This window comes from Herbaspirillum seropedicae (assembly GCF_001040945.1).
Taxonomy (GTDB): Bacteria; Pseudomonadota; Gammaproteobacteria; order Burkholderiales; family Burkholderiaceae_D; genus Herbaspirillum; species Herbaspirillum seropedicae.
The window spans coordinates 4,692,934-4,708,108 of sequence record NZ_CP011930.1; the positions used below are offsets into that span (position 1 = coordinate 4,692,934).

The window sequence follows — 15,175 nt, forward strand, 5'->3', positions numbered from 1 at the left end:
CAAGAAAAACTTGGAGGGCGGCCTCACGAGTCGGCTGGAGAGGCCCTTTGGCGTAGATTACCAAGCCGGTGCTCAAAACACAAACATCTATTCAGCCAATGCCGCACTTGTAAACAGATTGGAACGCCTGCTATCGTCGTGAAAGTTCTTCGGAAGTGATTACCGAAGCGTATCCACCCACAATGGAGATGTAACTGCATGAAGAGAAACGCAAATGGTATTACCCCAGACCTGTTCTTAGATAGGCATGGGCGCCGTGTTCTAACGGACGATGGCATCCCAGGAATCAACGGCCTTGAAGGGAGCGGCTCTACCACCGAAGTTATCCAGTCGAAGTTCGCCGGCATGCTATTCAACGAGGGCGAACGGCTGGACAAAAAACAGCTCACCGACATCAAGCGATGGATTGAACTACAACTCGACACGTTCTGAGTACAACATGTTTCACCGACGAATTTGCCCGGCACGGCCGGGCATTTTTTCACCCGTATGGAGCATCTTGTTATCAAAATGAGACAGTCGCGCGATGAAATTCCGGATTATTTTTCATAAATTCTCGTAGGACCTAAGTGGCTTTGCCCCCCCTAAAAATTGCAGAATTGGCTTTTCCTGTAATAAATTTTATAAACAGAAGTTGCGGATTTCTTTTTCTGTTTTATACATCGCGAAAATTGAAAGAGCAGCGACGAAATCATGGTCTGACGGGTGGGTGAAATTCACGCCTACGACCTCTTGATGCGAAAAGATATTCTTGATATTTTGAATTAAGGGCATCACGCCTAACCTTGAAACTCAACTTTCCCCCATCGACGCAAGTCGGCGGGAGCAGCGCTATTTATGAGAGGGTACTAACGCTGAAAGGAGAGTTGAATCATGGTTCAGAAGACAGATAAGAAGTCCCGCATTCATACACCACCAGGGGCCACGTTGGTCATCCTGGCTGCCCACATCACCGCAAGCATATTCAAGGCGAGCCATAGTCTCACCTCCATCCACGGTCTCGGTTGAAAGAGGTCGCGATGGCTTGGCTAAAATCTGACTCCCCCCACAAGGATAACGGCAGGCTTCCAGAAATTATTTGGAAGAATGGCCGGTCATGGGTCGGCACTACGGAACGGGCGGAACGTTTGGCTGTGGTGGAACAACACAGAATGCTCCCCATCCACTTTCTGATGCGTGCGTTCAGAAGATACGCTGAACTCCTTGAGAACCAAGGAATTCGATGGTCTCATTTTTCGAAAGACGGAGCGAATGCTGTCCGTATTAACGAGAAGCAGCTAGTGGAGTCTTCCGAGATTCCCCGCTATACCGCAGCAATAATGTTGCACTCCGTTTTTAAGCTCTACAAGTTTGCAAAGCAGCAGGGACTGGTGAAAGCAGAGCTGAGCCGCGACATTCTGACCAAATTACGGCAACCAGTTCTCAAAAGATTTAGCAAGACTCAAACGGCGCCGAAGTACCGTATCAAAATAGGACGCTAAAGTCATGGCACGTCTGCAGGAATTCCAATACAACTTCTACGAACTGACGCTCGGGTCAGATGGGCGCCTCGTCTACGGCTCTAGCGCCAATCAACCGATTCCCAAGCTGCCGCAGATTTTTTGGAAGAACGGCAGCAGCTGGAGCGAAGCAAACTTGTACTGCCTAGAAATGGCTGCTCCGGGGAATGTGAAAATTGAAACCGTTCATCGGAAGATGAAGCATATCCAATACTTCGCAAGCTATGTCGAGAAAGAAAAAAAGGATTGGCGACATTTCCCTCGGCGGCGAGAAGACCAGATACTGAAGATATTCCGCGGACATCTCATTGACCAACGTGAGACAGGGATTCTATCGCCCGGAACAGTAACGAACTGCATGAATGTCGTCGTGGACTTCTATCGATTTGTTCAAGAGAAAGGCTTCATCAATCCGCAAAACAAGATGTGGCGTGACCGTGAAATCGCCATGCCAATCTACGACAACGCGGGATTTCTGCGTATCTTCGTGACTCGCACAACTGACCTGAGTATCCCTAACAAGCAACGCGTCGGCGGCACATTGGAAGATGGGCTGCTTCCGCTCTCGGCAGACCATATGACACGGCTGCTGCAATACACCGCAGCAAATGCCACCTCGGAGCTACACCTGCTGCTATCCACTGGCTTTTTCTCAGGCGCACGGATTGGGACGATTACCACTCTGACAGTCAATAGTCTTCTAACTGCGAGCATAGACCCGTACACAGAAGGAATTTTGCGTCTGCCTGCCGGCCCAGGGACAGGCATTGCTACAAAGTTCTCTGTATCCGGCTCTCTATGGATACCTGAGGCACTGATGAAGGAGCTCATAGACTACGCGTCATCTACCAGGCGACTTCTTCGGGAGCGCTTTGCTAAGCCAGAGCATAAGAACGTTCTATTCCTCACCCGGTCTGGTCAGCCGTATTCGGTGAAAACCGTGGTTCGCCTCATAAGTGGTTTGCGAGATGTCTGCTGTGAAGCAGGCTTGCGATTCATGCGCAAATTCACATTCCATCAAACGCGTGCGACTTTTGGCACGTGGTTGACAAGGGAACTAATGACCTCGGGGCTCGATACCGCGACAGTCCTTTCGGAGGTTAAAAGCGCCATGTTCCATAAATACGAGTCCACAACGTGGCGATATATCCGATTCTTGGAAACCACCAAGGCCAAGATTGAAGCTGCTAGCAAGTTCAACGAACTCTTCACGGGCATTCGAGGCCGAGACTGGGGGCAGACAAGTGCTTGACTCAACTGCGCTACCAGACTTGACGGTGAAGCACGTCAAATTTTCTGGCAAAGATGTCCCTTGGGACTTCAATATTTTTATGTACCGTGGCGGCGCTGCAGAACACGCGCGACGCGTTCAAGCGGCTATCAAGGATGGCAAGCTCGGGAAACCAATGATGGAGCGGTTGGAGTTAGTCACAGTGCTTCACGAACACATCTGTGAGCTGACTGCAGCAGGCAAGCCTCGAAGCGGGACTCTAAGCATAATCTCCGTCATCAGGGCCTTCTTTAAATTTGTAGACGAAGACGGTCTATTTTTGACCTTGGAGACACTAGAGAAGTGCTATTTAGAATGGGCAGCATCAATGGTTCATCGAGTTCGAACAAGTAGAACTGCAACCAAACGAAATAGAGGTGGAACTTACGGCTTTTCACATAGCTCTGGCCATACGATGGCGTCGTCCCTCGGTTCGCTTATCGACACAATATTCAATCGCGCTACCAATATCCTGCAGCATACTGGACTTCGGGCACTCAAACGCCGGAAATCAGCCGTAGGTGTTCAAGCTGAAAAACAAAGTCTTTCAGACACTTTCGAATTCGGGCATATGCTGCAAGATATTTGCGATGCCTTGACTATCGACGTCATTACAACAGCGCCTGTCCCCGTCGAAATCAAACTTCGGACAGGCAAGAGCTTTGTCCTCGGAAACCCCATACTTGACCATTCTATCGCGGCGGGGTCGACCATCTCCATCACGCGGCAAATGATGGCCAGTATTCGAATTGAGGCCGAGTTGGAGATGTTCATCGCTCAGACTGGCATAAACACCAAACAAGCAGTAGACGCAGAACTCAGGCACTTCTTCTACGTTAGCCACTTAGACGGCTACCAGGTGAAAGACCATAAAAACCGCCGCGGCGGCGCTGTACTGTTTGAAATTTTCAAAGACTACAAATCCCACTTTGAACGCTACTTAGCATGGCGTAGACGATTTTTCCCTGAGTCAAATCGACTTTTCTCATTCTTCCCAACCAGAAGCCGCGGCGATGGATTCCGATTCACCGGCTGGCGCCTCCGCAACATCTGCGCTGAACTCGACATCCCCTTTGTTGGCCCACGGATGTTGCGCAACACTCGCGTAAATTGGCTTCTTCATGAGTCCGGCTCGCCAGAAGTGACAGCTGAAATGGCCCAGCATACGAAAGAGACTCTCATTCAGGTTTATCACAAGCCAAGCTTGCAGCGAGCGATTGCCGAGAGCAACAACTTCTGGGCCGAGTACGACCCTCACGCCGATGAAGCACGCTTCGCATCGAAGAAGGATAACCAATCACCTCAACCAGCAGTCGGCCCCGGTAGCTGTGTTGGAGAACCCCAAAAGAACGACGAAGCCCCTAGTGAGGCACCAGAGCCAGATTGCATGAAGAAGGGAGGATGCCTTTGGTGTAAGTCCCATCGCGATATTGATATTTTTGCATATGTTTGGTCTCTCGCCACTTTCAGGCATCTCAAGATGATTGAAATTTCTAAGGCCACGTTGTACATCCAGAAAGCGGACAAGCCGGTTGCTGCACGTTTGACGTTGGAAAAAATTGATTCGCGTTTGAAGTGGTTTGAGGATTCCAACAAAACCAGGAAGGAATGGGTTGACGAAGCCAATGTATTGGTCGGCGCTGGCGAATATCACCCTGACTATGGAGACCTCATTGATTTTTTGGAAGGAAGACGATGAAACACGCTAAAGACATCTTTGTGATGAAGATGGAATTACCATCAGCGTCTCCAACAGCACGATGCTACAGGCTACCGTCATTCCCGCCACCACCAGACTGGCCAGTTGTGGAGGACGCTGATGGCAATGTTATTTCCCTGTGGGGTGACGCATTTTGGGATTGGACGCCCTTTCACGGTAAGAAGATGAAGATACACTTCAATCGAGATATACACGGCTCAACAGGTGGAATGCGCACCGAGCCAATCAGCGCCGAGAACGAATGGGACCTAAGGCTGATTGTGACCACAATGATTTATGGACCTCATGGGATTACCAATGCAAACGTGCTGAAACTCGACTTTCATCTGATTCGCAGAGTTGTCAGCTTCTGCGAAGACAATGGCATCCGCGTTCGCGATTTAGGCAGATTTCCAACGGTGTGGAAATCCCTTGCGAAGGTGACACGGAATGCTCGCTCAAGAGAACGGTTGATTCTAATTCTTGACCGCCTCCTCCAATCGAAAGAAGAGCTCGGATTTGCAATTTTAGAAAGCAGGGACATCGCCAAATTGGCGGAGGTCTTCGCGAATAGTACGGCAACCGGAGCACGCGAAGATACGGAACAAGTCGCCTACATTCCGCCACGCCTCTATATCTATACGCTGAATCGTCAGCGGGAATGCATTGATGATTTCCTGGCCAATCAGGAGAAGATTGCCCAATGCTTCGAATTTTGTCTTGATGCTTACGTCCACAACTTTGGCTCTTTGCAAGCAGCCATCGAAAAGACTAATGGAGCACAAATGCCGTTCACCAAACCAAGCAAAAAAAGCATCAGTAAGGCGATTAGATTGGGATTCTACCGAGGCACTTTCCACGACACCGCCAAAAGATTCAAAATTGCCGGCTTGCTCGCTAAGTGGGTAGCTGCGGACATCGATGATGATGAGACGGATGAAGGAGTTACATCGCTCAAGATGTTCTGTTCGTACCTGAATCTCATAAATTCTGTCTGTTTACCCTACATTGGAGCATTCACTTTCCAACGAAAAGAAGAATTGGGGGCGTTGAGGTCTGACTGCCTCATCTGGGAGCGAGACCCGATTGTAGGCCCGATTCCCATTATCTGTGGCGAAACAACTAAAACGGACCCGGACAACGATGCGCGTTGGCCTACCAGCCCGCATGTAGCGGTCGCCGTCGAAGCAGCTAACGCGGTGGCTCGCATGCGTATGACGGCCGTGGTCGATGCGACATCACCGTCCAACAAGGCACTGACCTCCAATCCCCTCTTGTTTAGCCCCCCGACTGAGCCATGGTCATCATCTAGGAGTAAAGGGAAAGTCCACAACTACCGGAGCAGCGTGCAGTCTTATGCGCAGATAATTGCCGCACACACCAAATTATTCGACCCTGATGTTCTCAAGATGACCGAAGAGGATTTGGTACACGCACGACGCTTCACGCCGAACCTGGATAAGAAAGGTGCATTCGCCGTTGGCAAACCGTGGCCGTTTAGCTATCACCAACTGCGTCGCACTGGCGGTATCAACATGTATGCCAGTGGTCTGCTGTCTGAAACATCTATCCAAGTCCTTTTGAAACATCTCGTCATCTATCAAACGAGATACTACCGGCAGCACTTTTCCAGTGCTCGAATTAATGAAACGCGCCAAGCAATGGTTGTTTCCTCAGCCTACCTTGTCCTTGCAAAGCAGCTGAAAGCGTCGGTTGAAGATAGGTTTGTTTCGCCGGCTGGCAATTCACTCGAGCAAGACAAAGAGATACATCTGATATCAGAAAGCGACTATAAGAAACTCATAGCGGCTGCCAATAGAGACGAAATCAGCTTCCGTGGAACCACACTAGGCGGATGCGTAACGCGCGGGGATTGTCAGTATGGCGGCATCGAATCTATTGCTCGATGCGCAGGCGGAGACGGGGGCAAGCCTTGCCAAGACGCAAAGCTCGACAAGGCAAAACGCGAATTCGTCGCGGACTTGCTCGCTAACTACGTGATACAGCAAATGCAATTCCAACCCGGCACTAGGCGCTATGAAGCGCTACAAATGGAAATTAGCGCATGCAGGAATTATCTTGAACTCACAGCAGATTGAACAACTATTCGCTCCTGGACCTGAGGATGGGCCAGCCGCCCGCAAGTACCTCGAATCCGCAAAACGGCTCGCATTCAACGAGCCAGTCATTCTGACAAAGGGCTCGCCCGTAAACCACATTAATGTTGCCAAAGAAGCAGGGAATCACCCCACAGCTCTGAAGCCAGATAGATATCCCGCCGTCATACGAAAAATCGAAGCCTATGTGGAACTCACCAAAGGTCAGGACTCCAAAAGACGAGTAATTGGGGCCAAGGTTAAAGAAGCGAAGCTAACCCTTAAAGAAGAAGTTGCAACATTGAAAACTCAATTGAGTGAATCTCAATCCAAACTGCTTAGTGCCGAACGAAAACTAATGGAATCACTTCAAGACATCGCCGACCTGCAGGCTGAACTTGACGAACTCAAGCCCCCACCATCATCATTGCGCCCTTAATAGAGAATCCCCCTGTAGACATTTCGATGTTCCGGGGGGGGTTTCGGTCTCGCACGATAGACATTAGTAGAAAGTACGTTATTCCAGTAAAATCAACGACTTATTTAGATGTCTATGCCCCTGCTATTCGCGGGTGCGTTGGTAACGTCTGACCGAAAAAACTGACGGCCGAATATCGGGCTATCCGGGTTCGTTCAAGCCACGTCTCCAAACAAACCCCCGAATAATTTCGGGGGTTTTTTATTTTCACCGCTAGTGACCCTCATTCTGCGCAGTCGCCACCTTACCAGCCGACACCATTGTGCGAGCCGAGCGAGGGCTCGTTGATGCGGACCTTGGCGGCGGCGTCATCAAGCAGCGCGTTGCACGCTCTGGACAAGGAAAGTCAGACGGCTTTCGCACCATCATCCTGTATCGCACGACGCTACGAGCGTTTTTTGTCTATGAGTTCGCAAAGAACGATCGCGGCAACATCGATGATGGCGAAGAGGCTGCGTTCAAAAAGCGGCACGACATGTGCTGCGGCTACCGGAAGAGCAGCTCGCCGCATTGATCGACAGAGGGCAATTGACCGAGGTACACCATCATGAACAAGAAATACTGTAGCCAGAAACCCGGTGGGCCAGCGTTGCGCTTGCTGACAGTGGTGGAAAAGAAAGGCATACAGGCAATTGCCTGAACCCCACAGCGTCGCGCCAAGCCTCGTCCACCAGCAAGTCCGTCAGCAAGGGGAGACGCATCTGTATAACGCTCACTGGCCGCACAGCCTTCCCCTCTTCGCTAAAGATCACCCGCCGGCATTTCTCCCGACGCACCCTTGACAAGCCGTTTTGGTACCGCTACCATCCCCATCAATTACAATTGGTAGCGCTACCAAAATCCTTGCCGTCATCCAGCCCTGTCCCACCCTGATCCCGGAACAGTACTGAAGCCGATACAAGGACAACAACAAAAAGTACCCCCCTCAACAGGAGACAAATCTTGAAAACGATCAAGGGCTTGCGCTGGTGGATCATCGTGCTCGTTTGCCTGGGCACGATCACCAACTATCTGGCGCGCAATTCACTGGGGGTGCTGGCCCCCACCCTGAAGGACGAACTGGGGATGAGCACCCAGCAATACTCCTACGTCGTGGCGGCCTTCCAGGTCGGCTATACGATCATGCAACCAGTCTGCGGCTTCATCGTGGACCTGATCGGTCTGCGCATCGGCTTTGCCCTCTTCGGCGTGCTCTGGTCGGTAGCCGGGGTGCTGCATGCGGGGGCCACGGGCTGGCTCTCGCTGGCTGGCTTCCGGGCGCTGATGGGCCTGACCGAGGCGGCGGCGATTCCCTCGGGGATGAAAGCTGTGGCCGAGTGGTTCCCCGACAAGGAAAAATCGGTCGCCGTGGGCTGGTTCAATTCGGGCACGTCGCTGGGCGCGATGCTGGCCCGCCGCTGGTGATCTTCCTGCAGATCCGCTACGGCTGGCAGTCCGCCTTCGTGGTGACCGGCATCCTCGGCTTCGTCTGGGCGGCGCTGTGGTTCGCGTTCTACCGCTCGCCGCGTGACCATGCGGCGCTCTCCGATAGCGAACGCGAGACCATCATCAGCGGCCAGCTGCGCCCTGTCAGCGCGGTCCGGGGCAAGCGTCCCGTCAAGGATGTGGTGCGCTCGCGCCGCTTCTGGGCCATCGCCCTGGCGCGCTTCTTCGCCGAGCCGGCATGGCAGACCTTCAGCTTCTGGATTCCCCTCTACTTCGTCAACGAGCGTCACCTGGACCTGAAGTCCATCGCCATGTTCGCCTGGCTGCCTTTCCTGGCGGCGGACCTGGGCGGGCTGGCCGGTGGTTACCTGTCGCCCTTCCTGATCAACCGCTTCCGCATCCCTCTGGTATGGTCGCGCGTATGCGGCGTGGTGCTGGGCGCGGTGATGATGATCGGTCCGGCCTGCGTGGGCCTGGTGGCCTCTCCCTATGTCGCCATTGCCCTGTTCTGCGTCGGCGGCTTTGCGCACCAGATGATCTCGGGCCTGGTCAATACGCTCTCGGCCGATGTGTTCGATCCTGAAGAGGTCGGCACCGCCAGCGGCTTTGCCGGCATGTCGGCGTGGATCGGCGGCCTGGGCTTCTCCCTGCTGGTGGGAGCGCTGGCCGATACCGTCGGTTATGGTCCGCTGTTCGGCATGCTGGGCGCGTTCGATCTGATCGGTGCGGTGCTGCTCATCATCCTGATCCGCGGCCAGTCCACCGAAGAGCGCGCGGCGCGCTCGCTGCAATCATCTGTCTAGAACTGAGGTTCCTATCATGTCCATGCTGCATCCCCCGCGCTTTGCGCTCCAGTCCTCCGAGGGCAACCATCTGTGCCTGAAGGCCGATACCGGCGCGGTCATCGAATTGTTCGTGCTGGAAGAAGACATCATCCGCGTGCTGGTGCTGCCCGAGGGCAAGCTGCAGGGCCCGGCCTCCTGGGCCGTAGCGCCGGGGGCCGAGGATGTCCCGCTGCAAGGACGCGACCGGCGTGACCTGAGCGGCTTTGCCCTGCCGTCCTTCGCCTTGCGGACCACGCCCGGCCAGTTGCAGATCGAGACCGCGCTGATCCGCCTCAGCATCGCCTTGGAGGGTGGTTTCTGCCAATGGGAGCTGCGCCAAGAAGGACAGTGGCAGAGCGTGCTGGCCGATCGCCCGACCCAGGCGTACAACTTCGGTTACTGGGATGAGCAGGTCTACCACTACCTGCGCCGCCAGCCTGAGGAGATGTATTTCGGCCTGGGCGAGCGCGCCGGCGACATGAATCGCGCCGGCCAATCCTACGAGATGCGCAATATCGATGCCATGGGCTATAGTGCCCGCAACACCGATCCGCTCTACAAGCACATCCCCTTCTACATCACCTGGCTGCCCAAGACGGGCGCGGGCTTTGGCCTCTTCTACGATACCCTGTCCGACTGCCGCTTCGACATGGGCCGCGAGCTGGACAACTATCACGGCCACTACCGTTACTTCACGGCCCCGCATGGCGATCTCGACTACTACTTCATCGCTTCGCCCGGCACCCCGCTGGCCGCGACCCGCCGCTTCACCTGGCTGACCGGACGTCCGGCCTGGATGCCCAAGTGGGGCCTGGGCTATTCCGGCTCGACCATGAGCTATACCGATGCGCCCGACGCCCAGGTGCAGATGGGCCAGTTCATTGCCAAATGCCGTGAACACGATATTCTCTGCGACTCTTTCCACCTCTCTTCCGGCTACACCTCGATCGGCCCGAAGCGCTATGTGTTCCACTGGAATACCGAGAAATTCCCCGACCCGCACGGCTTCGTGCGCAGCTATCTGGATGCGAGCATCCACCTGTGCGCCAACATCAAGCCCTGCCTGTTGCGCGACCATCCGCAGTTCGAACAGGCCCGCCAGGCCGGTCTGCTGATCTGCGACAGCCAGGGCGAGCCGGCGTGGGTGCAGTTCTGGGATGAGGTGGGCGCCTACCTGGACTTCACCAATCCGGCCACGCTGGACTGGTGGCGCGCCAACGTCAAGCAAGCCCTGCTGGACTACGGCGTAAGCGCCACCTGGAACGACAACAATGAATTCGAAGTCTGGACCGGCGACGCCTACGCCCACGGCTTCGGCCAGCAATATCCGGTGCGCCAGGCCAAGGTGCTACAGACCATGCTGATGATGCAGGCCTCGCGCCAGGCGCAGCTGGAAGCAGCGCCGCAACGACGTCCCTTCCTGGTGTCGCGGTCGGGCGGCGCGGGCATGCAGCGCTATGTGCAGACCTGGTCGGGCGACAACTACACCTCCTGGGAAACCCTGCGCTACAACCTGAAGATGGGACTGGGTCTGGCGCTGTCGGGCGTGTCCAACATCGGCCATGACATCGGCGGCTTCTCGGGTCCGGCGCCGGCGCCGGAACTGCTGGTGCGCTGGGTCGCCTTCGGTGTGTTCATGCCACGCTTCTCCATCCACTCGTGGAACGACGACAAGACCGTCAACGAACCCTGGATGTATCCGGAGGTGACCGCCCAGATCGCGGCGCTGATCAAGCTGCGCTACCGCTTCATCCCCTACCTCTACGAACTGCTGTGGCAATCGACCCAGGACTACCAGCCGGTGCTGCGTCCGACCTTTGCCGAGTTCCCGCATGACCGCCGTTGCCTGGACGAGTGCGACGACATGATGCTGGGCAGCGCCATGCTGGTAGCGCCCGTGGTCGAGCAGGGTCAGACCGAGCGCCGCGTCTACCTGCCCTCGGGTGCGCGCTGGGTGTCGTACTGGAGCGGCGAACGCTACGAAGGCGGTCAAGAGATCAGCCTGCCTGCCCCTTGGGACCAACCGGTGATGTTGCTGCGAGAAGGGGCTGTGATCCCGATGAACGTGGCGCAGCAACAGTTCGACGTGCGTGCCGATGAACGCGCTTTCCTGGTCGTCCCCTACAAGGAACAGGGCGAAGCCAGCGGCGCCTGTGTCGAAGACGATGGCCACAGCCAGGCCTGGCGCGATGGCGAACAAGGACGCTGGCAAGTGCGCGCGCGTTCCGATGCCGCTGCCGTGACGCTGGAAGTAGGGCGCGAAGACCGCCTGCCAGTGGCGGCCGAGACCATCGACATCTTCCTGCCCGCGAGCGAACAGCGCCCCGTGCGGGCAACGCAGGCGCGCATCGTCAGCGAACAGCGCAGCCAGGGCTGGCGACGTCTGACGCTGGCGCTGTCGACCTGATGCCTCTGCCTTGACGACGCCCTCACCCCACCCCAACAACACCAGGAGACTCACATGCACGCCAAGAACATCGCTCGTCAACCATCCGCCTTCAAGCCAGCCCGCCTCTGCGCGGCGCTGCTGGCTGCCGGCATCGCCCTGCCCGCGTGGGCGCAATCGTCCGTGACGCTCTATGGCACGGTCGATCTCGGCCTGGCCTACAGCAGCAACCAGGGCGGCGCCTCCAATACCTACATGAACTCCGGCGCGCTGGCGGCCAGCAAGCTGGGCCTGACCGGCACGGAAGACCTGGGCGGCGGCAACATGGCCCTGTTCCGGCTGGAGAATGGTTTCAATGCCGATACCGGCGCCCAATCGACTGCTGGCGTGCTGTTCAACCGCCAATCCTATGTCGGTCTGTCCAGCAAGGACTATGGCCAGGTCACCGTGGGTCGCCAGTACACGCCCTACTTCCAGTACGTCGGCGCGCTGGGCCCGACCAATGTGCTCACCGGTGCGACCGGCGCACACCCGGGCGACATCGACGCGCTCGATACCACGCTGCGCATGAACAACTCCATCACCTACACCCTGCCCACACTGGGCGGTCTGCAGGCGGGCGTGCAATACGGCATGGGCGAGCAGGCCGGCAGCGCAGCGAATGGCTCCAGCGTGAGCGCCGCCCTGCGCTATGACTACCAGGCCTTCTCGTGGAGCGCCGGCTATACGCGCCTCAAGAACCTGGCCAACGGCAATACCGCCGGCAGCTTCGGCAACGTCGGCAGCTTCGCCAACAACTCGCCGGTCAATGCCGGCTATGCGTCCGCCGACAGCACGCAACTGCTGGCCACCGCAGCGCGCTATACCCGGGGCGACCTGATGCTGGGGCTGAACTATTCCAATGTGCAGTACAAGGCCGGCGCGCTGTCGGCCTTCAGCCAGACTGCTGTCTTCAATACCATCGGCCTCATCGGCAGCTACAACGTCAGCCCGGCGCTGGTGCTGGCCGCCGGCTACAGCTACACCGCCGAAAAGGCGCGCAACGGCATCTCCTCGCCGGCCAAGTACAACCAGCTCTCGCTGGAAGAGGTCTATTCGCTCTCCAAGCGCACCGCGCTCTATGCGATCCAGGCCTACCAGCGCGCCAGCGGACAGACGCTGCGCGCTGGCGGCGTGGGCAGCAGCATCGTCAATGCGGTGGCCTCGGTGGGCGATTCGCAGAACGGCACGCCCTCCAGCGGCAGCGGCCAGTTCGTGGCCATGCTGGGTATCCGGCATTCATTCTGATCCTGCATGCAAAGGCGGGGCGTAACGGCCCCGCCTTTGCGCCGTGAGCACGCCGATGGCTGCTCACGCGCCCCAGCCGCTCTCCTCCACGCTCTTCTCTGCGCGCTCCCGTCCCTGCTTCAACGCCTGCCGCTACTCAACTGCGGCGCCAGGAACGACTGCCTGAAATACTCCCGCACCGCCTCCATGGCCGGCGTGAACTCCACTCCCTTGCGCCAGGCCAGCCCCACATTCATGGCCGGCACGTGATCCATCAGCAGCACCGTCTCGATCCGCAATCCCTCCAGCGACCAGGGCCGATACACCAGATCCGACAGAATCGCCACCCCCGAGCCATTGGCCACCATGCTGCGCACCGCCTCGATGGAACTGGTGCGCATGATGATGTTGGGCTTGCGTCCGCTTTGATTCCAGTAGCGCAGCGCCGTCTTGTCAGCCTCGTCCACCGTCAGCAGGATGAAGGGCTCATTGGCCACCTCGGCCAGGTTCACCGCCGTGCGCTCGCCCAGCGGGTGACGCGCCGGCAGCCACAGGCGGCGTACTGACCCGAACAAGGTCTCATAGGCGATCTCGCGGTGACGCAGATTGGAAGTGAGCACCACCGCCATGTCGATCTCGCCCTCCACCAGGCTCTGCTCGATCTCCGCGCGCTCCTTCTCATGCACGTGAATCTTGATGCCCGGATAGGACTGCGACAGCCGCTGCAGATGGTGCGGCAAAAAATACCCCAGCACCGTGTAACTGGCCGCTACCCGCAAACTGCCGCTGGCCGTGTTGTCGGGCAAGGGACTCTTCATCGCGTCGTCCACGCTGCGCAGGATCGAATACGCATGATTGAGAAAATGCCGCCCGCTGTCGGTGAGAATCATCCCCTGCGGAGAACGGATGAACAGCGGCGCCCCCAGCAAGGCCTCCAGTTCCTGGATGGCGCTGGTGACCGAGGATTGCGAAATGTGCAGATGGATCGCCGCCTGCGAAATCTGCCCCACTTCCGCAGTGGCCACGAAATAACGGATCTGCCGGAGGGTAATGGCCATCTCTGACGCCCTTCATAAGCTATCGGATTTTTCGATATCAAGCCCTCTGATAATACATCTGTCCAATACCGTTGACGATTTCTATACTCGATTTCACGTGCTGATTCCGACAGCACGGGAGACCAGCAGATGAAAACAGTCGACCTGAATTCGGACATGGGCGAAGGCTTCGGCCCCTGGACCATCGGCGATGGCGTCGATGCGGCCATCCTGCCCCTGATCAGTTCAGCCAACATCGCCACCGGCTTTCATGCGGGCGATCCCAACACCATGCGGCGCACGGTGGAGCTGGCCAGGCAACACGGCGTGGCCATCGGTGCGCATCCCGGCTTTCGCGATCTGGTCGGCTTCGGCCGCCGCCATCTCAACGCGCCGGCCATCGAACTGGTCAACGACATGCTCTATCAGCTCGGCGCCCTGCGCGAGTTCGCCCGCCTCAACGGCCTGCCCCTGCAGCACATCAAGCCGCACGGTGCGCTCTACATGCACCTGGCCCGTGATGAAGAGGCCGCCCGCGTCTTTGTGCAGACACTGCGCCAGCTGGACCCGAACTTGCTTCTCTTCTGCATGCATGGTTCGGCGGTCTGGCGCGTGGCGCAGGAACTGCAGCAGGCGGTGGTCTGCGAGTTCTACGCCGACCGCGACTACGACAACAGCGGCTCCATCGTCTTCACCCGCCGCGTCGGCGCGCTCGATGCGGCCCAGGTGGCAGCCAAGGTGCTGCGGGCGTGTTGCGAAGGCGTGGTGCGTACGGTCGAAGGACGCGACATCCCCATCGCCTTCGACTCCGTCTGCATCCACAGCGATACCCCCGGCGCGCTGGCGCTGGTGCAGGCCACGCGCAATAGCCTGGAAGCAGCCGACATCGCCATTGCCGCGCCGCGCTGATCCCCCCATTCATTACGAAGGAGAAAAGTCATGGCAGTCCACGAAGTGCAATCCCCCCTGCCCGGCACTTTCTATCGCCGGTCCAGTCCCGATGCCCCACCCTATGCAGAGGCAGGCGAGCTCATCGAGGCTGGCAGGGTGATCGGCCTGATCGAAGTGATGAAACAATTTACGGAATTGCAGGCTGAACACGGCGGCAAGCTGCAGGCCTTCCACGTCGGCAACGGCGACCCGGTGGAACCCGGCCAGCTGGTCGCCGTGATCGAGACCGCAGACTGAGGCCGGT

The 15,175-nt window shown here is 57.1% G+C and carries 12 protein-coding genes and 1 pseudogene; 12 read left to right on the forward strand and 1 reads right to left on the reverse strand.

Annotated features, from left to right (window positions below; translation table 11 throughout):
* The first annotated feature begins 198 nt into the window (after nt 1-198).
* The 10 genes and pseudogenes from ACP92_RS20445 to ACP92_RS20480 all read left to right on the forward strand — a co-directional run bounded on the left by ACP92_RS20445 (nt 199) and on the right by ACP92_RS20480 (nt 12,964).
* Nucleotides 199-432 (forward strand): hypothetical protein, encoded by a 234-nt coding sequence (locus tag ACP92_RS20445; protein WP_013236030.1) that lies wholly within the window; start codon nt 199-201, stop codon nt 430-432.
* 587 nt (nt 433-1,019) lie between these two features.
* Nucleotides 1,020-1,481, forward strand: coding sequence for a hypothetical protein (locus tag ACP92_RS20450; RefSeq protein WP_041311250.1), 462 nt, complete (start codon nt 1,020-1,022; stop codon nt 1,479-1,481).
* Between the two features lie 4 nt (nt 1,482-1,485).
* Nucleotides 1,486-2,751 (forward strand): tyrosine-type recombinase/integrase, encoded by a 1,266-nt coding sequence (locus ACP92_RS20455; RefSeq protein WP_013236031.1) that lies wholly within the window; start codon nt 1,486-1,488, stop codon nt 2,749-2,751.
* Between the two features lie 25 nt (nt 2,752-2,776).
* Nucleotides 2,777-4,468 carry a site-specific integrase gene (locus ACP92_RS20460; RefSeq protein WP_232284874.1) on the forward strand — a complete coding sequence of 564 codons (1,692 nt, stop codon included), beginning with the start codon at nt 2,777-2,779 and terminating at the stop codon, nt 4,466-4,468.
* Nucleotides 4,465-6,567, forward strand: a complete 2,103-nt coding sequence (locus tag ACP92_RS20465) for a hypothetical protein (RefSeq protein ID WP_013236033.1) — start codon at nt 4,465-4,467, stop codon at nt 6,565-6,567. The genes ACP92_RS20460 and ACP92_RS20465 overlap by 4 nt, the downstream gene beginning before the upstream one ends.
* The gene (locus tag ACP92_RS24420; protein ID WP_013236034.1) at nt 6,548-7,003 is read left to right on the forward strand and encodes a hypothetical protein; all 456 of its coding nucleotides are present in this window, start codon (nt 6,548-6,550) and stop codon (nt 7,001-7,003) included. Before ACP92_RS20465 ends, ACP92_RS24420 begins: the two co-directional genes overlap by 20 nt.
* A 301-nt stretch (nt 7,004-7,304) precedes the next feature.
* Nucleotides 7,305-7,556 (forward strand): type II toxin-antitoxin system RelE/ParE family toxin, encoded by a 252-nt coding sequence (locus ACP92_RS24425; protein ID WP_013236035.1) that lies wholly within the window; start codon nt 7,305-7,307, stop codon nt 7,554-7,556.
* Between the two features lie 428 nt (nt 7,557-7,984).
* A pseudogene (locus ACP92_RS20470) lies at nt 7,985-9,270 on the forward strand (MFS transporter).
* Nucleotides 9,271-9,286: 16 nt separating this feature from the next.
* On the forward strand, nt 9,287-11,698 hold the full coding sequence (locus ACP92_RS20475) for a glycoside hydrolase family 31 protein (RefSeq protein ID WP_013236037.1): 2,412 nt from the start codon (nt 9,287-9,289) through the stop codon (nt 11,696-11,698).
* Nucleotides 11,699-11,752: 54 nt separating this feature from the next.
* A complete protein-coding gene (locus ACP92_RS20480) occupies nt 11,753-12,964 on the forward strand; it encodes a porin (protein ID WP_013236038.1) in 1,212 nt (403 codons plus the stop codon).
* Nucleotides 12,965-13,083: 119 nt separating this feature from the next.
* Here ACP92_RS20480 and ACP92_RS20485 read toward each other — a convergent pair whose 3' ends face one another.
* On the reverse strand, nt 13,084-14,001 hold the full coding sequence (locus tag ACP92_RS20485) for a LysR family transcriptional regulator (RefSeq protein ID WP_013236039.1): 918 nt from the start codon (nt 13,999-14,001) through the stop codon (nt 13,084-13,086).
* A 129-nt stretch (nt 14,002-14,130) separates the two neighbouring features.
* Here ACP92_RS20485 and ACP92_RS20490 point away from each other — a divergent pair, with 129 nt between their 5' ends.
* Together ACP92_RS20490 and ACP92_RS20495 are read left to right on the forward strand one after the other, a co-directional pair.
* Nucleotides 14,131-14,889: a 5-oxoprolinase subunit PxpA gene (locus ACP92_RS20490; protein WP_013236040.1), complete on the forward strand. Its 759-nt coding sequence runs from the start codon at nt 14,131-14,133 to the stop codon at nt 14,887-14,889.
* Between the two features lie 30 nt (nt 14,890-14,919).
* Complete coding sequence (locus ACP92_RS20495; RefSeq protein WP_013236041.1) at nt 14,920-15,168, forward strand: acetyl-CoA carboxylase; 249 nt, start codon at nt 14,920-14,922, stop codon at nt 15,166-15,168.
* The last annotated feature ends 7 nt before the right edge of the window (nt 15,169-15,175 follow it).

Coding starts and splice junctions, on each gene's coding strand:
- ACP92_RS20445 (WP_013236030.1), top strand. CDS start 199: ATGAAGAGAAACGCAAATGGTATTACCCCAGACCTGTTCTTAGATAGG.
- ACP92_RS20450 (WP_041311250.1), top strand. CDS start 1,020: ATGGCTTGGCTAAAATCTGACTCCCCCCACAAGGATAACGGCAGGCTT.
- ACP92_RS20455 (WP_013236031.1), top strand. CDS start 1,486: ATGGCACGTCTGCAGGAATTCCAATACAACTTCTACGAACTGACGCTC.
- ACP92_RS20465 (WP_013236033.1), top strand. CDS start 4,465: ATGAAACACGCTAAAGACATCTTTGTGATGAAGATGGAATTACCATCA.
- ACP92_RS20475 (WP_013236037.1), top strand. CDS start 9,287: ATGTCCATGCTGCATCCCCCGCGCTTTGCGCTCCAGTCCTCCGAGGGC.
- ACP92_RS20480 (WP_013236038.1), top strand. CDS start 11,753: ATGCACGCCAAGAACATCGCTCGTCAACCATCCGCCTTCAAGCCAGCC.
- ACP92_RS20485 (WP_013236039.1), bottom strand. CDS start 14,001: ATGGCCATTACCCTCCGGCAGATCCGTTATTTCGTGGCCACTGCGGAA.
- ACP92_RS20490 (WP_013236040.1), top strand. CDS start 14,131: ATGAAAACAGTCGACCTGAATTCGGACATGGGCGAAGGCTTCGGCCCC.
- ACP92_RS20495 (WP_013236041.1), top strand. CDS start 14,920: ATGGCAGTCCACGAAGTGCAATCCCCCCTGCCCGGCACTTTCTATCGC.